The organism is Pseudomonas sp. SJZ078 (assembly GCF_007828255.1).
In the GTDB taxonomy this organism is placed as follows: Bacteria; Pseudomonadota; Gammaproteobacteria; order Pseudomonadales; family Pseudomonadaceae; genus Aquipseudomonas.
In genome coordinates this window covers 76,936-94,352 of the sequence record NZ_VIUG01000005.1, presented here as the reverse complement: position 1 = coordinate 94,352, position 17,417 = coordinate 76,936, and the positions used below count along the sequence as shown (strand labels likewise).

The window sequence follows — 17,417 nt, the reverse complement described above, 5'->3', positions numbered from 1 at the left end:
CCGTAATGTGTAGTGATCGAAGCCAACGTGCCATCGACAGGATGTCTGCTGGAACCAAGAGCCCGGTGTTGTATGCCACTCCCTTGTGTTGCTTGCGTTGAGGGTGCCGTCCATGACCCAGTTAGCCCCCCTGCGCGCCCGACTCGAAGAAAGTTTCTCGCCGCTGTCCTGCGAATGCAGCCTCAACGGTGACGGCACCCTGACCGTCCGTCTCTATCGCCGCGAAAGTGGGGAGGTGGACCTGGTAGTGAGTGGCTTGAACCTTGACAGCGTTCGCTCCGAAGAAAGCCTGGCGAAGCTGATCGATGAATTGCGGTATGAGCTGCAGAAAACCCCTGGGCATCGCACCGATCCCGCTGGCTGATCCAGTTGTGGCTAGTCCATTTTTGTGGCGAGGGAGCAAGCTCCCTCGCCACAGGTAATTCTTACAGCAGCGTCGCCCGACAATCGAGTGCCAACCGCGCACCGCCGTATTCGCTGCTGCCTACCTCCAGTGTGAACCCGTGCAAGTTGACAATCGCTGCGACGATCGACAGGCCCAGGCCAAACCCGCCATGGTGGCTGCTGCCCTCGGCTCGATAGAAGCGGCGGAACACGGCCTTGCGCTCCGGTTCCGGAATGCCGGGGCCGGAGTCGAGCACCTCGATGCGGGTGCTGTCGCCCTGATCGATACCGCGCAGGGTCACCTTGCCTCCCGCCGGGGTGAACTTGATGGAGTTGCTCAGCAGATTCGACACCGCTTCGAACAGCAGGGCCCGGTCGCCGTTGAGCAAAGGCAGGGTCTCGGGCACTTCGAGGCTGAAGATCAGTTCGCCTTCCTCGGCCAGGGGCAGATAGAAATCATGCAGTTCCTGTAGCAACTGCAGCGGGTCGACGCGCACGAAGCCCGAGCGACGCTGCTGGTCTTCCAGCTCGGAGATCCGCAGCAAGCCTCGGAACCGCGCCATCAGCGTATCGGTCTCGGCTAGCACCTGATCCATCTGCAAGGCTTCGGGGGATCCATCCGCGGCTTGCTGCTGGATACGATAGAGCTGGGCGCGCAGGCGCGTCAGCGGTGTGCGCAGGTCATGGGCAATGTTGTCGCACACGCCCTTGACCTCGTTCATCAGGCGTTCGATGCGATCGAGCATGGCATTGACGATCGCCGCCAGCATGTCCAGTTCATCCCGCCGGCTCGACAGCGGCAGGCGATGGGTCAGGTCGCCGGCGACGATGGCCTCGGCACTGGCCTGCAGTTTGCGGATGCGTTGCAACGGTCGGCGGCGCAAGAGATGCCAGCCGGCAATCCCCGGCAGGATGGTCAGCGATACACCCCATAACAGCGCGTGGAGAATGATACGGGTCACTGCGAAGAGCGAGCCGTTGTCCCGCGCCAGCACCAGCCAGCGTCCGTCCTGGGTCCGGTTAGCCACGGCGTCGCAACTGTCGGAGGGCACGCCCGGATCGTCGTAGTCGACACAATCGCTCAATATGTGGATTTTGCCGTCCAGCGGCAGGTCGGCGGGAATCCGCTGGATCGGCCCGCTCAGGTGGCGCAACTGTGGATCGAACAGGCCATAGGCGTCGACGCCGCGATCGTCCAGGGTCAGGCTGGCCATGAGCGCATCTTCCAGTTGATCGCCGTGGATGCGGGCGAACAGGTGCTGGCGCTGCATCAGGGAGTGTTTGGCCAGGCTGTCGAGGTAGCCGAACACCTCGTAGTACATGACCCCCATCAAAATCGCGCTCCAGAGCACGAACAGCGCACTGTACAGCGCCAGCAGGCGGCTGCTGGAAGAGCGCCAGCCCTTAGCGGGGTTCAGCAATGACATAGCCCGAACCCCGCACGGTGCGAATCAGCGGTTCCAGGCCTGGCGGATCGATTTTCTTGCGCAGGCGACCGATATGGACGTCGATCAGGTTGGTGCCGGGGTCGAAGTGATAGCCCCAGACTTCCTCGAAAATCATCATGCGCGAAAGAATCTGTCCGCTGTTGCGCATCAGGAATTCCAGCAATTTGTATTCGGTGGGCAGCAGGCTGAGCAGTTGCCCGTTGCGACTGGCCTCACGGCTGATCAGATCCAGTTCCAGATCGGCCACCCGCAGGATGGTTTCCGGTTCCCGGGCGCCATTATTGCGCCGCAGCAGCACCTCGACCCGGGCGGCCATTTCATCGGTGGCGAACGGTTTGGTCAGGTAATCGTCACCGCCGGCCCGCAGGCCGCGTACGCGCTCATCCACATCGGAAAGGGCGCTGATCATCAGGATCGGCGTCGCCACGCCCATGGTGCGCAGGGTAGTGACGATCACCAGGCCGTCGAGCTCGGGCAGCATGCGGTCGAGGGTAATCAGGTCGTAGTCGCCGCTCACTGCTCGTTCCAGGCCTTCGCGGCCGTTATCGACCCAGTCGACGTTCAGGCCGTTACGGGTCAGTTCGGCGACGATCTCACGGGCGGTCACGGCGTCGTCTTCGATGGTCAGGATGCGGTTCATGGGCGGTACCGGGTTGAGAAATTGATGCCATTGCGCAGCATTCTGCCAAAGAAATCCTGTCGGCTTTCTGAAAAAAAGTTCATGGACGGGCAAGTGGTTTCACTGGCCTGGATCAACACTTGGTCACAAATAATCCCTAACATGAATCGAGTGCGCACCATTATGTTGCGTCCGTTGCCCTGCCTTGGCGCGCTGTCGCCGTCGGGTACCGACGCTAACCGGTGATGGTGTGCTGCAAGGAGCCGAGACCTCACCGGTCTTCGATAAAGCATTCACATCAAGGAAGAGCCGCATCATGCAGCCTCAAGACCTTCTACGCCAAAAATTCGATATCCAACCCTTGACCCGGCCCGACATGACGGTGCACCTGGACGGGCGGATCGTCAATGCCGCCCGGGGCGAAACCGTCCTGACCGTTATCCAGTCCCAGGGGCAGCGCCAGGTCGCCCGCAACGATCATGGCCAGATCAGCGGCGCCTACTGCGGCATGGGCGTGTGCCAATGCTGCCTGGTCAGGATCGACGGTCGTTACAAGCGCCGCGCCTGTCAGACCCAGGTACGCCCCGGTATGCAGATCGAAACCCGGACCAACCGCATCGTCGAAACGGAGGCGCCATGAACCTCGCTCCGGTGATCGTCGGCGGTGGGCCGGCCGGTATGGCAGCCGCCATCGAGCTGGCGGCCCATGGGCTGCGCTGCACGTTGCTTGAAGAGGCGCCGCGTCTGGGTGGCGTGGTGTATCGCGGGCCGTTGCGTGATGGCATCAGCCTCGACTACCTGGGACCGCGCTACAGCGAAGCCCTGGAAAAACTCCACGGCGAGTTCGACCGACACGCCGGGCTGATCGACGTCCGGTTCAACCACCGCGTCGTCGGGGCCGAGGGGCTGCGGGCGCTGATGCTGCTGGATGCCGAGGAGCGTGTCTGCGAGGTCGCCTATTCCCACCTGGTCCTGGCGGCCGGTTGTCATGAGCGCAGCGTGCCTTTCCCCGGCTGGACGCTGCCCGGGGTGATGCTGCTGGGAGGCCTGCAACTGCAGATCAAGAGCGGGGTGGTCAGGCCACCGAGCCCGGTGGTGATTGCCGGTACCGGTCCGTTGCTGCCGCTGGTGGCGTGTCAGTTGCATGCCGCGGGCGTGGCCGTGGCCGGTGTCTATGAAGCCTGCGCATTCGGCACGATTGCCAAGCAAAGCCTGGCGTTGCTGAACAAGCCGCAGCTTTTCCTCGATGGCCTGAGCATGCTGGCCTACCTCAAGCGTCATCGCATACCCGTGCGTTATGGCTGGGGCGTGGTGCAGGCCCATGGCGAGGGCGAATTGGACATGGTCACCGTTGCACCATATTCCAGCGACTGGAAACCCGACCTCGAACGTGCCGAACAGGTGCCGGCCCAGACGTTGGCGGTCGGCTACGGTTTCATACCGCGCACCCAGTTGAGCCAGCAGATGGGCCTGGAGCATGGTTTCAGCGACGATGGCTATCTGCGTGCAGTGTCTGATGCCTGGCAGCAAAGCAGCGAGGCGCACATCCACCTGGCCGGTGACATGGGCGGGATTCGCGGCGGTGAAGCGGCCATGCTGAGCGGGCGCATCGCTGCGCTGTCGGTGCTGATGCAATGCAATGTGCTGGACTCCCATGCCGCCCTCGAACGCCGGGGGCAATATCAGGCGAAGTTGGACCGGATCCTCCGCTTCCGTGCAGCCGTGGACCGCTACACCCGGCGCGGAGCCGGACTAACCGCGCTGCCGACGGCCGATACGGTGATCTGCCGCTGTGAGCACGCCACCCGCGCGGACATCGACCGGGCCATTGAACAGGGCGTGCAGGACATCGCCAGCCTGAAGATGCGCACCCGGGTGAGCATGGGCGATTGCCAGGGGCGGATGTGCGTCGGGTATTGCAGCGACCGCCTGCGCGAGGCCACTGGGCGCGCCGACGTCGGCTGGCTACGGCCACGCTTTCCGATCGATCCGATACCGTTTTCAGCGTTCCGCAATGTTGGCATGGAGGCCGCCCGCCATGATTAAGCATCCAGAAATCAGGGATTACGATGTGGTCATCGCCGGTGGCGGCGTGATCGGCGCTTCCTGTGCCTACCAATTGTCCAAGCGCAAGCACTTGAGAGTCGCCCTGATCGACGCCAAGCGCCCCGGCAACGCGACCCGCGCTTCGGCCGGCGGCCTGTGGGCCATCGGCGAGTCGGTGGGGTTGGGCTGTGGGGTGATCTTCTTTCGCATGATGTCGGCCAACCGCAAGCGCCAGACCCAGGGCGCCGCCGTGGCAGTAGATGCCAGCACGCCGCATATCCTGCCCCAGTCGTTCTTCGACTTTGCCTTGCAGTCCAACGCGATGTACCCCCAATTGCACCGGGAGTTGCTGGACAACCATGGCATGGATATCAAATTCGAGGAAACCGGGCTCAAGTTCGTGATCTACGACGACGAGGATCGCTTGTATGCCGAGCACATCGTCGCCTGCATTCCTCACCTGGCCGATCAGGTGCGCTGGCTTGACCAGACCGCCCTGCGCGAGGCCGAGCCCAGCGTCAGCCACGAGGCTCGGGGTGCATTGGAGTTCCTGTGCGATCACCAGGTCAGCCCGTTCCGACTGGCCGACGCCTACACCGAAGGTGCCCGGCAGAATGGTGTCGACCTGTATTTCAACACCCACGTTACCGAGGTGCTACGCAGCGGGGCGCGGGTGACGGGAGTAGACACCGCCGAGGCCGGCACCTTCAACTGCCGGACCCTGATCAATGCCAGCGGTGCCTGGGCGGCCGACCTGAGCGAGCAGGCCACCGGCGTGCGGATTCCGGTCAAGCCGGTCAAGGGGCAGATCCTGCTGACCGAGCGCATGCCGAAGCTTCTCAACGGCTGCCTGACCACCAGCGACTGCTACGTGGCGCAGAAAGACAATGGTGAAATCCTCATTGGTAGCACCACGGAAAACAAAGGCTTTGACGTGACCACCACCTACCCGGAGATCGAGGGGCTGGTGCAAGGGGCGATGCGGTGCATCCCGCAACTGGCCGACATCAATCTCAAGCGAACCTGGGCCGGCCTGCGTCCGGGCTCTCCCGATGAATTGCCGATCCTGGGGCCGATGCGAGGGGTGGAAGGGTATCTGAATGCTTGCGGACATTTCCGCACCGGCATCCTGACCTCGGCCATCACCGGGGTGCTGCTGGACAGGCTGGTGAACAACGAGCCGCTGCCGTTGGATATCACACCGTTCCTGGCGGATCGCTTCGAGGTGACGACGAGGGTTGCTGAGCCGAAGGATGTTGAGCTGGCCTGAGACAGTAGAACCCTGTCGGGTGAACACACAGTTGCAGCCGCGCGCGGACTTTGTGGGAGCGGGCTTGCTCGCGAAGGCGGAGTGTCAGTCAACAGATGTTTTGCTGACACTCCGCCTTCGCGAGCAAGCCCGCTCCCACAGGGGATTTGCAGTGAACGCCAAGTCTGCGATCACCTCAGGACCCTGTGGGAATGGTGTTGAGCGTTAATCCTCGAACCCCACCTGTTCATGAATCTCATCCACCTTGAGCTCCAGCCGATAGGCCACGGCAATGAACAGAGCCTGGCACAGGCACAGGGTGGCGCTCAGCGAGCGGAAGGCGAAGGAGCTGCCTTCGTTCACCAGCAGTATGGTGTTGGCGCGTTTTGCCAGGGGCGACAGGTTACTGTCGGTGATGATCAGCGTCTTGGCCTGGTGATGCTGGGCGATGCGCAGGCAGTGCTGGGTTTCCTTGCCATAGGGCGTGAAGCTGATGGCAATCACCAGATCATTGGCCCGGACACTGCGCATCTGCTCGCGATAACTGCCCCCCAGGCCGGACACCAGATGGATGCGTTTGTTGGTGTGTTGCAGGTTATAGACCAGGTAATCGGCCACGGCGAAGGAGCGTCGCACGCCCACCACATAGATATTGTCGGCATTGACCACCAGGTCGACGGCCTTGTCGAACGCCTGGTCGTCCAATTCCAGCCCCAGTCGTTCGATGCCCGACAGCGTGGCGTTGATGCACTCGCGTGCCAGGTCGCCGCCGCTGGCTTTCTGCGACTTGTTGGCGATCATGCTGCGAATGCGTTGCTGATAGTTCTGCACCGGCGTGGTCTTGTGGGTATAGGCCTCGCGGAACAAGGCCTGCATTTCGCTGAACCCGCTGAAGCCGAACCGTTGGGAGAAGCGCACGATGGCCGAGGGATGCACTTCGCACTCGCGGGCGATGTCGCTGATGCGATCGACCATGATCCGGTCGCTTTGCTGGCTCATGTAGCTGGCAATGCGCTTGAGCTGGCGCGGCAGGCTTTCATATTCATCGGTAATCAGTTGCAACAGACGCTCGGCATTGATCGGAGGGCTGGCGAGGGCGGCCTCGGACGCGCGCTCGGATGGCGCCGGCAGATCGGGGCGGGTCATAGATAATCCTTCTGGCTTGTTCTTATAGAGCCGTCCGCTGAAAGACCGGCCCTCGACAATAAGTTGGCTGCTCGCAGTCTACAGCGTAGGCGCAGGGAAAATCATGACGGGTAACGTCGCAATCCATGACTGAACCGAACGCACCGTGTCTGACACAGCTGATTTGCAGTTTATTGGAAAATATATTCCACATAAAAAATTTATAGAAAAATTATTGATTGTTGCTCCTCGCTCGTTTTAGTCTGCACCCACCAAGAGCGTTGGCGCCGGTCCGGCAGCGAACGCAGGCTGATAAAAATAACAGGAGCCAGCATGGGCCAGACTCGTTTTGCCAGTGGGCGTCAATTGGATGTGATCTGCCTGGGACGCCTGGGCGTGGACCTGTATGCGCAACAAGTCGGGGCACGGCTGGAAGATGTGTCGAGCTTCGCCAAATACCTGGGCGGCTCATCGGCCAACATCGCTTTCGGTACCGCGCGACTTGGGCTCAGGTCGGCGATGCTGAGCCGGGTAGGGGACGACCACATGGGCCGTTTCCTGGTGGAATCCCTGGCCCGCGAAGGCTGCGATGTCAGCGGCATCAAGGTTGACCCCGAGCGCCTGACCGCCCTGGTCTTGCTGGGCATCAAGGATCGGGAAACCTTTCCCTTGGTGTTCTATCGGGACAACTGCGCCGACATGGCGCTGCGCGCCGAAGACATCGACGAGGCCTTCATCGCTTCGAGCAAGGCGCTGCTGATCACCGGCACTCATTTCTCTGCTGAAGGCGTCTACAACGCCAGCCTCCAGGCGCTGGATCATGCCGACAGGCACAACGTCAAACGCATACTGGACATCGACTACCGGCCGGTGCTCTGGGGCGTGACGGGCAAGGCCGACGGGGAAACCCGTTTCGTCGCCGACCAGAAAGTCAGCCAGCATGTGCAAGGCATCCTGCCGCGTTTCGACCTGATCGTCGGCACCGAAGAAGAATTCCTGATTGCCGGCGGCAGCGAAGACCTGCTGACGGCACTGCGTACTGTCCGTTCGCTGACGGCGGCCACCCTGGTGGTCAAGCTCGGCCCGCAGGGTTGCACGGTGATACACGGCGCCATCCCGGCCCGACTCGAGGACGGTGCCATTTATCCGGGTGTCCGCGTTGAGGTACTGAATGTACTGGGTGCCGGCGATGCCTTCATGTCGGGCTTCCTCGCCGGCTGGCTGGAGGACGCCAGCGATGAACGCTGCTGCCAGCTCGCCAATGCCTGCGGTGGCCTGGTGGTGTCGCGTCACGGCTGTGCGCCGGCGATGCCGACCCGGGCTGAACTCGACTACTTGTTCGACAGCCCGGTGCCGATCACCCGGCCGGACCAGGACCTCGCGTTGCAGCGGTTGCATCAGGTCAGCGTGCCGCGCAAGGCCTGGAAGCAACTGTTCATCTTTGCCTTCGACCATCGGTGGCAACTGGTGGAACTGGCGCAAAAGAGTGATCGAGACTTGAGTAGCATTGCTGCCCTCAAGCAACTGTTCATCCAGGCGGTGGAACGGGTCGAAGCCGACCTGCAGCGCCAGGGCGTCGAGGCCGATGTCGGCTTGCTGGCCGATCAACGCTTCGGCCAGGACTCGTTGAACGCCGCCACCGGGCGCGGCTGGTGGGTTGCCCGCCCGGTGGAGGTGCAAGGCTCGCGTCCGCTGGCGTTCGAACACGGGCGTTCCATCGGCAGCAACCTGATCGCCTGGCCCAGCGAACAAATCATCAAGTGCCTGGTGCAGTTCCACCCCGACGACGAACCGCTGCTGCGCCTGGAGCAGGAGGCCCAACTGATGGGACTCTACAAGGCCTCACAGGTCAGCGGCCATGAATTGCTGCTGGAGGTCATTCCGCCGAAGGATCATCCGTCGCCCCATCCTGATGTGCTGTACCGCGCGCTCAAACGCCTCTACAACCTGGGCATCTACCCGGCGTGGTGGAAGATCGAAGCCCAGACAGCGCAGGAGTGGAAACAGCTCGACGAGCTGATCCAGCAGCGCGACCCGTACTGTCGTGGGGTCGTGCTTCTGGGGCTCAACGCCCCGGCTGCCGCTTTGGCCGAGGGGTTTCGCCAGGCCAGCCAGAGCACGACCTGCCGGGGATTTGCCGTGGGCCGCACGATTTTCCAAGAGCCGAGCCGGGCCTGGCTGGCGGGGGAAATCGATGATGAAACGCTGATCGGGCAGGTGCAGGGCACGTTTGTGGAGTTGATCGAGGCATGGCGTGCTGCCCGAAGCTGAATAGTGCGAACACTGAACCTAGTGTGGGAGCGAGCCTGCTCGCGATAGCGGACTAACCGTTAATAATCAGTTGCCTGACAAACCGCTATCGCGAGCAGGCTCGCTCCCACCAAGGTCCTCCGCAGCTTTCAATTGCTATGTAAAACAATAAAAGGTGCAGCCATGCCCGCTATTCGAATTGGCATCAACCCGATCTCCTGGAGCAACGACGACTTGCCATCCCTGGGCGGTGAGACGCCGTTGAGCACTGCGCTGAGCGAAGGCAAGGCCATCGGCTACGAGGGGTTCGAGCTCAACGGCAAGTTTCCCAGGGACGCCAAGGGCGTCGGTGATGTGCTGCGTCCCTATGACCTGGCGCTGGTGTCCGGTTGGTACTCCAGCCGCCTGGCCCGACGTTCGGCGGCCGAGGAAATCGACGCGATTGCCGCCCATGTGCAGTTGCTGGCGCAAAACGGCGCCACGGTGCTGGTCTATGGCGAAGTCGCCGATTCTATCCAAGGCCAGCGCATTCCCCTGATCGAGCGGCCGCGTTTTCACACCGACGACGCCTGGCAGGCCTATGCCGACAAGCTCACCGAACTGGCCCGCTTCACCTTGTCCCAAGGCGTGCGCCTGGCGTATCACCACCACATGGGCGCCTATGTCGAGTCCCCCTCGGACATCGACAAGCTGATGGCCCTGACCGGCAGCGAGGTTGGTCTGCTGTTCGACTCGGGTCACTGCTACATGGGCGGTGGCGAGCCGCTGCAGGTGTTGCGCAAGCACATCGAGCGGGTCTGTCATGTGCACTTCAAGGATGTGCGCAAGCCGGTGGTGCAACTGGCGCGCAACCATCTCTGGAGCTTTCCGGACTGCATCGTCAACGGCACCTTCACCGTGCCGGGGGACGGCGACATTGATTTCGCCGCGTTGCTGGATGTCCTGCTGGCCGCCGATTACCAGGGGTGGTTGGTGGTGGAAGCCGAACAGGACCCGGCCGTGGCGCCGAGTTATGCCTACGCCAAGAAGGGCTACGACACTTTGCGCACCTTGTTGCTGGAAAGGAGTTCCTCATGAGTCTGTTGATCAAGAACCAGCCCGCTGGCCGGACCATGGTCCAACTGCCCGAGGGCGAGTTGGAGTACGTCGCGTTCGCCGCCTACCGCCTGAGCCTCGGCGAAACCCTGCCGGTGGCCGCCGGCGACAAGGAGTTGTGCCTGGTGCTGCTCAGTGGTCGCATCAGTCTCAAGGGCGAAGCGCCGGGGCAGGGCAGTTTCGCCTGGGACAACCTTGGCGATCGCCAGTCGGTGTTCGAGGATAAATCGCCCTACGCCGCCTACCTGCCGCCCGGCAGCCAGGCCCAGGTGATCGCCTTGAGCGACGTTCAGGTCGCCGTCTGTGCCGCGCCGGGTTCCAGCCAGAACGATTACGGCCCACGGCTGATCCGCCCCGACAGCATGAAGCGCAGCGTGCGTGGCAAGGGCGCGAATACCCGGTATATCTGCGACATCCTGCCGGACAGCGAACCGGCCCACTCGCTACTGGTGGTGGAAGTGCGCACGCCGTCGGGGCATTCGTCGAGCTATCCACCCCACAAGCACGACACCGACGACCTGCCGCACCAGAGTTTCCTGGAAGAAACCTACTATCACCAGATCAATCCGTCCCAGGGCTTCGTATTCCAGCGGGTCTACACCGACGACCGCAGCATCGACCAGGCCATGGCCGTGGAAAACGGCGACCTGGTGGTGGTGCCCAAGGGCTACCACCCGGTCAGCGTGCCTTACGGGTACGAGTCGTACTACTTGAACGTCATGGCCGGCCCGAAGCGGGTCTGGCAGTTCCATAACGACCCGCAGCACAGTTGGTTGCTGGATCTCTGAACACCGTTTGCTGCCCGCTCACCCACGCCGTTTCGTATGGACACTGGAGGGATAACAAGATGAATAAACCCCTGCGTTTTGCCTTGAACCGAATGGTTGCCCCGCGCCTGTCGTTGCCCGAATTCATCGATCTGGCCCTGGCCTTGAAGACCGATGCCATCGAGATCCGCAACGATCTCAAAGGCGTCGAGATCGAGAACGGCATGGCGCCGGCCAGCGTGCGCGAGTTGTGCGAAGAGAGGGGCATCAAGGTGTTGTCGATCAACGCCCTCTATCCCTTCGACGTGTGGAACGAAGAGCGCCGCGCCCAGGCCTTGAGGTTGGCCGACTATGCCCGCGAATGTGGTGCCGAAGGCCTGGTCATGTGCCCGCTCAACGAGCGTGCCGACCCACGCAGCGAGGCCGAGCGCGCGGCGGGGCTGCGTACGGCGCTCAGCGAACTGGCGCCGATCCTGAGGGCCTTTGGCATCTACGGCTTCATCGAGCCCCTGGGGTTCGAGGAGTGCTCGTTGCGCCGCAAGGAGACGGCGGTAGAAGCGATCAAGGCCATCGGCGGGCTGGATGTGTTCCGCCTGGTGCACGATACCTTTCATCACCATCTGGCGGGTGAGCAGGTGTTCTTCCCCGAACTCACCGGGCTGGTGCACATCTCCGGCGTGGAAGATGCCCAGGCGCCGTTGGCGACGATCCGCGACGGCCACCGGGTGTTGGTGGGCAAGGCCGACATCCTCGGCAACGCCGCACAGATCGAAGCGCTGCGGGCCGGTGGCTATGAAGGTTACTTGTCCTTCGAACCGTTCGCCGAGAGCGTTCATGAACTGGCCGACATCCGCCAGGCGTTGGGCGCGAGCATGAGCCATTTGCAGGATTCACAGGTCTGATACCGGCATCGACCTGATGAAGATCCCGCTCCCACACTTGAACCGAGTTGCGTTTGAAAAGGTGCAAGCATGTCCACAACACGACTGACCATGGCCCAGGCCCTGGTGAAATTCCTCGATAACCAGTACGTCGAGGTCGACGGTGTCCAGAGCAAGTTCGTTGCCGGGGTCTTTACCATTTTCGGTCACGGCAACGTGCTGGGCCTGGGCCAGGCGCTGGAGCAGGACAGCGGCGACCTGGTGGTCCATCAGGGCCGCAACGAACAGGGCATGGCCCACGCCGCCATCGGTTTCGCCAAGCAGCACCTGCGCCGGAAGATCTACGCCTGTACCTCATCGGTCGGCCCTGGTGCGGCGAACATGGTGACTGCGGCGGCCACCGCGACGGCCAATCGCATTCCGCTGCTGCTGTTGCCCGGCGATGTCTACGCCAGTCGTCAACCGGACCCGGTGCTGCAACAGATCGAGCAGTTCCACGACCTGAGCATCAGCACCAACGATGCGTTCAAGGCGGTGAGCAAATACTGGGACCGGATCAACCGTCCCGAGCAATTGATGAGCGCCGCGATTCAGGCCATGCGTGTGCTCACCGATCCGGCCGAAACCGGCGCGGTCACCCTGGCGTTGCCCCAGGATGTGCAAGGCGAAGCCTATGACTACCCGGACTATTTCCTGGCCAGGCGCGTGCATCGCATCGACCGCCGTCCGGCCACTGCGGCGATGCTCGACGATGCCCTGGCCCTGCTCAAGGGCAAGGGCCGGCCATTGATCATCTGTGGCGGCGGGGTGAAGTACGCCGGCGCCAACGCCGCATTGCAGGCCTTTGCCGAACGCTTCGATATTCCCTTTGCCGAGACCCAGGCCGGCAAGAGCGCGGTGGTGTCCAGCCATCCGCTGAACGTCGGCGGTGTCGGCGAAACCGGTTGCCTGGCGGCGAACCTGCTGGCCAAGGAAGCGGACCTGATCATCGGCATCGGTACTCGCTATAGCGATTTCACCACCGGCTCCAAATGGCTGTTCCAGCATCCGGATGTGCAGTTCCTCAACCTCAATATCAGCCCATGCGATGCGCTGAAACTCGACGGCGTGCAGTTGTTGGCCGATGCTCGTGTGGGGCTGGAAGCGCTGTCCGCCGCCATGGGGGATTACCGTGCCGGATGGGGCGGGCGGATCGCCGCCGCCAAGGGGCAACTGGAGGCCGAGGTGGACCGGGTCTACCAGGCCGATTACCAGGCCGAGGATTTCATCCCGGAAATCAACGACGGCATGGACCCGGCGGTGTTTCGCGAATTCATCGAGCTCACCGGCTCCTGCCTGACCCAGAGCCGGGTATTGGGCACCCTCAACGAAACCCTGGCGGATGATGCGATCATCGTCGCCGCCGCCGGCAGCCTGCCCGGTGACTTGCAGCGCAGTTGGCGTTGCAAGGGCGTGAACACCTACCACCTCGAGTACGGCTATTCCTGCATGGGATACGAAGTGAATGCGGCACTGGGGGTGAAGCTCGCCGAGCCTGATAAAGAGGTGTATGCCCTGGTGGGTGACGGCTCCTACATGATGCTGCATTCGGAGCTGGCGACCTCGATCCAGGAGCGGCGCAAGATCAATGTGGTGTTGCTGGACAACATGGCCTTCGGTTGCATCAACAATTTACAGATGGGGAACGGGATGGACAGCTTCGGCACCGAGTTTCGTTTCCGCAACCCGGACACCGGCAAGCTCGACGGCGCTTTCGTGCCGGTGGATTTCGCCATGAGTGCGGCGGCCTACGGCTGCAAGACCTACAAGGTGAAGACCCTCGACGAACTGCACGCGGCCCTGGCCGACGCACGGCGGCAAACGGTCTCGACTCTGATCGACATCAAGGTCCTGCCCAAGACCATGATTCACGGCTACCTGTCCTGGTGGCGGGTCGGTGTGGCGCAAGTCTCCACCAGCGCCCGGACCAATGTCGTCGCCAAGGCCCTCAATGAACGACTGGCCCAGGCCCGTCAGTACTGATCACACAACAAGGAGTTCCAAATGTCTTTGAAACTGGGCGTCATCGGCACCGGGGCCATCGGCCAGGACCATATCCGTCGTTGCAGCCAGACCTTGCTCAACAGCCAGGTGGTGGCAGTGACCGACATCAACCTGGCCCAGGCGGCGAAAGTGGTGGCCGACCTGAAACTGACCGCCGAGGTCTATCCCGATGGGCACGCGCTGATCAAGGCCCCGGAAGTCGAGGCGATCCTCGTCACCTCCTGGGGGCCGAGTCATGAGGAATTCGTGCTGGCGGCGATCGCCGCCGGAAAACCGGTGTTCTGTGAAAAGCCCCTGGCTGTCACGGCTGAAGGTTGCCGCCGGATCGTCGAGGCCGAGGTGGCCCATGGCAAGCGACTGGTGCAGGTCGGTTTCATGCGCCCGTACGATGAAGGCTATCGGGCGCTCAAGGCGGTGATCGACAGCGGCCAGATCGGCGAACCCCTGATGCTGCATTGCGCCCACCGCAACCCCCGCGTGGGTGAAAACTACAAGACCGACATGGCGATCACCGACACCCTGATCCATGAGTTGGATGTGCTGCGCTGGCTGCTGGCCGACGACTACGTGTCGGTGCAAGTGGTATTTCCGCGCAAGACCAGCAAGGCCCTGGCCCACCTGCGTGATCCACAGATCGTCCTGCTGGAAACCGCCAAGGGCACGCGCATCGACGTGGAAGTGTTCGTCAATTGCCAGTACGGCTATGACATTCAGTGCGAAGTGGTGGGAGAGACCGGCATCGCCAAGTTGCCGGAACCGTCTCAGGTGCAGCTGCGCAGCGGCGCCAAGCTGTCCAATGCCATCCTGATGGACTGGAAGGATCGCTTCATCGCCGCTTATGACGTCGAGTTGCAGGCCTTTATCGACGGCGTTCGCGCCGGCCAGGTGGACGGCCCTTCGGCGTGGGATGGCTTCGCCGCGGCGGTAGCGGCGGATGCCTGTATCGAGGCGCAGGGCAGTGGGCAGATCGTCAAGGTGGAACTGCCTGAGCGCCCGCGGTTCTACGGCTGACCCCAATCTCTGTGGGAGCGGGCTTGCTCGCGAAAGCGGCCTGACATTCAACATTGATGCCGATTGATCCACCGCCTTCGCGAGCAAGCCCGCTCCCACAGGGGGGGCGTTGATTCAGTGATTTAATAAGGAGTTGCCATGCGAATCGGACTGGTGGGCTACGGCAAGGGTGGACGCTTCTTTCATGCGCCGCTGATCAGCAGTTTGCCCGGGGCGACGTTCGTCGGTGTGGTGACCCGGTCCGCCGAGCGTCGCCAGCAACTGGCGACCGAACACCCCGATGTCCAGGCTTTCGACACACTGGAGCAATTGGTGGCGGCTGGCATCGACGCGGTGGTGGTTTCCACGCCTCTGGACGGTCGTCCGGCGCTGGTGATGGAGGCCATCGAGCGGGGCGTGGCGGTGGTCAGCGATAAACCCTTTGCCGCTGATGCCAAGCAGGCCGAGGCGATGGTGCTGGCAGCCGAACGTCACAACGTGCCGCTCTGCGTGTACCAGAACCGGCGCTGGGACTCGGACTTTCTGACCGTGCGCAAATTATTGGCGTCCGGTGTCCTGGGACAGGTCCTGCGGTTCGAATCCAGCGTCGAGCGTTATTCACCGACGTCCGTCGGCAAAAGCAGCGGTGGCGGATTCCTGCGTGACCTGGGCAGTCATCTGGTGGATCAGGCGTTGCAGCTGTTCGGGCCGGTGGTGCGGGTGTACGCCGAGCTGGACTACCGACAGCCAGGCCAGGTTTTCGACAATGGCTTCTTCATGTCCCTGAGCCATGTCAACGGCGTGGTGTCGCACTTGAGTGGCAATTGCCTGCAGAACGCGCCGCGCCCACGGTTCCGGGTCAGTGGTTCCCAGGGCTGCTACACCGTCGAGGGATTGGACGGGCAGGAGGCCCAGGCCTTGGCCGGGTTGAGTCCGGCGACCGAGGGCGAACGCTGGGGAACCGAAGAACATCGACGCTGGGGCTGGTTCGAGCACGGCACCGAGCGCGAGCGGGTGACATCGGAGCGCGGTTGTTGGATCGAATTCTATCAGCGCCTGCAAACCGCTTTGCAGGGAGCTGGCCCGCTGCCAGTCCTGCCCCGTGATGCACTGGCGACTACCCGTTTGCTGGACGTTGCCCGGCAGAGCGCGGAACGCCATGAAGTCGTGGTGTTGGCCACGCCCATCGGCCATGGAACAAAAAACGAATAAAATTCTAAAATCTGTTGATGTGGAAAATATTTTCCAATAAAGTCTTTTCCAGGTTACCGACATCCAGTTCCCGCTCGTGCAACGGTTTTTTAAACAAGCAGCGAACTCAACAAAAACAAGAAACACAGCCAGGTACCGTCGATGAAAACCTTCAGCCGCTCTGCGTTTCACCTGCCACACCTGCTGCGCTTGTCCGCAGTCCTTCCCCTGTTCGAATCCCTGTGCATCCAGCGCAGCGGTGCCGTGGTGTGTTGCATGCCCGGCGCGCCCATCGTGCGTTTGCCCCGTTCCTGAGTTCCGACACGCCTTATCCATAAAACCAACAAGAATGTGGAGAAAGACCGTTCATGAAGACCAAGACCCGTATCGCCTCGTTGGCCCTGTCGTTGATGCTCACCAGCGGCGCTGCCCTGGCGGACCTGAAGATTGGGGTCAGCATGTCGCAGTTCGACGACACCTGGCTGACTTACCTGCGTGAGTCCATGGACAAGAAAGCCAAGTCCATGCCGGACGGCGTCACCCTGCAGTTCGAAGACGCACGCAGTGATGTGGTCAAGCAATTGAGTCAGGTGGAAAGTTTCATCAGCCAGAAGGTCGATGCGATCATCGTCAACCCCGTCGACACCGCTGCCACCGCGCGTATCACCAAGGCCGCCGTGGCCGCCGGGATTCCGCTGGTCTACGTCAACCGCCGTCCTGATGAACTGAAACTGCCGGCAGGCGTGGTCACCGTGGCCTCCGATGACCTGGAAGCGGGGCGCATGCAGATGCAGTATCTGGCCGACAAAATGGGCGGCAAGGGCGACATCGTGATCCTGCTGGGCGACCTGGCCAACAACTCCACCACCAACCGTACCCTGGGCGTCGAGGACGTGTTGAAGAAATACCCGAACATCAAGATCAAGGAGCGGCAGACTGCCACTTGGCTGAGGGACAAGGGTATGAATGTGGTCGGCGACTGGCTGACCCAGGGCACCGACTTCCAGGCCGTGGTGGCCAACAACGACGAGATGGCCATTGGGGCTGCCATGGCCCTGAAGAATGTGAACAAAGGGAAGGGCCAAGTACTGATTGCCGGTGTCGATGGTACACCGGACGGCTTGGAAGCGATCAAGAAGGGCGATATGACGGTTTCGGTGTTCCAGGACGCCAAGGGCCAGGCCGATGGCTCGATCGATACGGCGGTGAAAATGGTCAAGAAACAGCCGGTCGAGCAAGCCGTCTGGGTGCCGTATCGCCTGATCACCCCGGAAAACGTCAATCAGTTCAAGTGACGTCCCACCCCATAACCAGCAGGCAGGGTCGCCG

Annotated in this window: 16 protein-coding genes; 13 read left to right on the top strand and 3 right to left on the bottom strand. The window is 62.2% G+C overall.

Annotated features, from left to right (window positions below; genetic code table 11):
* The first annotated feature begins 112 nt into the window (after positions 1–112).
* A complete protein-coding gene (locus FBY02_RS07095) occupies positions 113–364 on the top strand; it encodes a DUF1652 domain-containing protein (protein WP_144925203.1) in 252 nt (83 codons plus the stop codon).
* Between the two features lie 61 nt (positions 365–425).
* Here the strand turns inward: FBY02_RS07095 and FBY02_RS07090 are convergent, their stop codons facing one another.
* Together FBY02_RS07090 and FBY02_RS07085 are read right to left on the bottom strand one after the other, a co-directional pair.
* Positions 426–1,811, bottom strand: a complete 1,386-nt coding sequence (locus tag FBY02_RS07090) for a HAMP domain-containing sensor histidine kinase (RefSeq protein WP_144925200.1) — start codon at positions 1,809–1,811, stop codon at positions 426–428.
* The gene (locus FBY02_RS07085) at positions 1,789–2,472 is read right to left on the bottom strand and encodes a response regulator transcription factor (protein WP_047700891.1); all 684 of its coding nucleotides are present in this window, start codon (positions 2,470–2,472) and stop codon (positions 1,789–1,791) included. Before FBY02_RS07085 ends, FBY02_RS07090 begins: the two co-directional genes overlap by 23 nt.
* 295 nt (positions 2,473–2,767) lie before the next feature.
* Here FBY02_RS07085 and hcnA point away from each other — a divergent pair, with 295 nt between their 5' ends.
* The 3 genes from hcnA to hcnC are packed head-to-tail and all read left to right on the top strand — an operon-like array spanning position 2,768 to position 5,767.
* Positions 2,768–3,091 carry a cyanide-forming glycine dehydrogenase subunit HcnA gene (hcnA, locus tag FBY02_RS07080; RefSeq protein ID WP_144925197.1) on the top strand — a complete coding sequence of 108 codons (324 nt, stop codon included), beginning with the start codon at positions 2,768–2,770 and terminating at the stop codon, positions 3,089–3,091.
* Positions 3,088–4,497 carry a cyanide-forming glycine dehydrogenase subunit HcnB gene (gene hcnB, locus FBY02_RS07075; protein ID WP_144925194.1) on the top strand — a complete coding sequence of 470 codons (1,410 nt, stop codon included), beginning with the start codon at positions 3,088–3,090 and terminating at the stop codon, positions 4,495–4,497. Before hcnA ends, hcnB begins: the two co-directional genes overlap by 4 nt.
* The gene (gene hcnC, locus FBY02_RS07070; protein WP_144925191.1) at positions 4,490–5,767 is read left to right on the top strand and encodes a cyanide-forming glycine dehydrogenase subunit HcnC; all 1,278 of its coding nucleotides are present in this window, start codon (positions 4,490–4,492) and stop codon (positions 5,765–5,767) included. Before hcnB ends, hcnC begins: the two co-directional genes overlap by 8 nt.
* Before the next feature lie 204 nt (positions 5,768–5,971).
* Here the strand turns inward: hcnC and FBY02_RS07065 are convergent, their stop codons facing one another.
* A complete protein-coding gene (locus FBY02_RS07065; RefSeq protein WP_144925187.1) occupies positions 5,972–6,892 on the bottom strand; it encodes a MurR/RpiR family transcriptional regulator in 921 nt (306 codons plus the stop codon).
* Positions 6,893–7,204: 312 nt separating this feature from the next.
* Between FBY02_RS07065 and iolC the strand changes: the two genes are divergently transcribed.
* The 9 genes from iolC (at position 7,205) to FBY02_RS07025 (ending at position 17,383) form a co-directional block, all read left to right on the top strand.
* Complete coding sequence (gene iolC, locus FBY02_RS07060; protein ID WP_144925184.1) at positions 7,205–9,142, top strand: 5-dehydro-2-deoxygluconokinase; 1,938 nt, start codon at positions 7,205–7,207, stop codon at positions 9,140–9,142.
* Positions 9,143–9,304: 162 nt separating this feature from the next.
* Complete coding sequence (gene iolE, locus FBY02_RS07055; RefSeq protein WP_144925181.1) at positions 9,305–10,198, top strand: myo-inosose-2 dehydratase; 894 nt, start codon at positions 9,305–9,307, stop codon at positions 10,196–10,198.
* Complete coding sequence (gene iolB, locus FBY02_RS07050; RefSeq protein ID WP_144925177.1) at positions 10,195–11,004, top strand: 5-deoxy-glucuronate isomerase; 810 nt, start codon at positions 10,195–10,197, stop codon at positions 11,002–11,004. The genes iolE and iolB overlap by 4 nt, the downstream gene beginning before the upstream one ends.
* 59 nt (positions 11,005–11,063) lie before the next feature.
* On the top strand, positions 11,064–11,885 hold the full coding sequence (locus FBY02_RS07045) for a TIM barrel protein (protein WP_144925174.1): 822 nt from the start codon (positions 11,064–11,066) through the stop codon (positions 11,883–11,885).
* Positions 11,886–11,954: 69 nt separating this feature from the next.
* Positions 11,955–13,886: a 3D-(3,5/4)-trihydroxycyclohexane-1,2-dione acylhydrolase (decyclizing) gene (iolD, locus tag FBY02_RS07040; protein ID WP_144925171.1), complete on the top strand. Its 1,932-nt coding sequence runs from the start codon at positions 11,955–11,957 to the stop codon at positions 13,884–13,886.
* A 21-nt stretch (positions 13,887–13,907) separates the two neighbouring features.
* Positions 13,908–14,918, top strand: a complete 1,011-nt coding sequence (locus FBY02_RS07035) for a Gfo/Idh/MocA family protein (protein WP_144925168.1) — start codon at positions 13,908–13,910, stop codon at positions 14,916–14,918.
* 138 nt (positions 14,919–15,056) lie between these two features.
* Positions 15,057–16,109 (top strand): Gfo/Idh/MocA family protein, encoded by a 1,053-nt coding sequence (locus FBY02_RS07030; RefSeq protein ID WP_144925165.1) that lies wholly within the window; start codon positions 15,057–15,059, stop codon positions 16,107–16,109.
* 141 nt (positions 16,110–16,250) lie between these two features.
* Positions 16,251–16,403 carry a hypothetical protein gene (locus tag FBY02_RS28080; RefSeq protein ID WP_178112045.1) on the top strand — a complete coding sequence of 51 codons (153 nt, stop codon included), beginning with the start codon at positions 16,251–16,253 and terminating at the stop codon, positions 16,401–16,403.
* Between the two features lie 53 nt (positions 16,404–16,456).
* Positions 16,457–17,383 (top strand): sugar ABC transporter substrate-binding protein, encoded by a 927-nt coding sequence (locus FBY02_RS07025; protein ID WP_144925161.1) that lies wholly within the window; start codon positions 16,457–16,459, stop codon positions 17,381–17,383.
* The last annotated feature ends 34 nt before the right edge of the window (positions 17,384–17,417 follow it).

Bases quoted from the DNA above. Each gene is read 5' to 3' on its own strand.
- FBY02_RS07095 (WP_144925203.1), top strand. From the start codon at position 113: ATGACCCAGTTAGCCCCCCTGCGCGCCCGACTCGAAGAAAGTTTCTCG.
- FBY02_RS07090 (WP_144925200.1), bottom strand. From the start codon at position 1,811: ATGTCATTGCTGAACCCCGCTAAGGGCTGGCGCTCTTCCAGCAGCCGC.
- FBY02_RS07085 (WP_047700891.1), bottom strand. From the start codon at position 2,472: ATGAACCGCATCCTGACCATCGAAGACGACGCCGTGACCGCCCGTGAG.
- hcnA (WP_144925197.1), top strand. From the start codon at position 2,768: ATGCAGCCTCAAGACCTTCTACGCCAAAAATTCGATATCCAACCCTTG.
- hcnB (WP_144925194.1), top strand. From the start codon at position 3,088: ATGAACCTCGCTCCGGTGATCGTCGGCGGTGGGCCGGCCGGTATGGCA.
- hcnC (WP_144925191.1), top strand. From the start codon at position 4,490: ATGATTAAGCATCCAGAAATCAGGGATTACGATGTGGTCATCGCCGGT.
- FBY02_RS07065 (WP_144925187.1), bottom strand. From the start codon at position 6,892: ATGACCCGCCCCGATCTGCCGGCGCCATCCGAGCGCGCGTCCGAGGCC.
- iolC (WP_144925184.1), top strand. From the start codon at position 7,205: ATGGGCCAGACTCGTTTTGCCAGTGGGCGTCAATTGGATGTGATCTGC.
- iolE (WP_144925181.1), top strand. From the start codon at position 9,305: ATGCCCGCTATTCGAATTGGCATCAACCCGATCTCCTGGAGCAACGAC.
- iolB (WP_144925177.1), top strand. From the start codon at position 10,195: ATGAGTCTGTTGATCAAGAACCAGCCCGCTGGCCGGACCATGGTCCAA.
- FBY02_RS07045 (WP_144925174.1), top strand. From the start codon at position 11,064: ATGAATAAACCCCTGCGTTTTGCCTTGAACCGAATGGTTGCCCCGCGC.
- iolD (WP_144925171.1), top strand. From the start codon at position 11,955: ATGTCCACAACACGACTGACCATGGCCCAGGCCCTGGTGAAATTCCTC.
- FBY02_RS07035 (WP_144925168.1), top strand. From the start codon at position 13,908: ATGTCTTTGAAACTGGGCGTCATCGGCACCGGGGCCATCGGCCAGGAC.
- FBY02_RS07030 (WP_144925165.1), top strand. From the start codon at position 15,057: ATGCGAATCGGACTGGTGGGCTACGGCAAGGGTGGACGCTTCTTTCAT.
- FBY02_RS28080 (WP_178112045.1), top strand. From the start codon at position 16,251: ATGAAAACCTTCAGCCGCTCTGCGTTTCACCTGCCACACCTGCTGCGC.
- FBY02_RS07025 (WP_144925161.1), top strand. From the start codon at position 16,457: ATGAAGACCAAGACCCGTATCGCCTCGTTGGCCCTGTCGTTGATGCTC.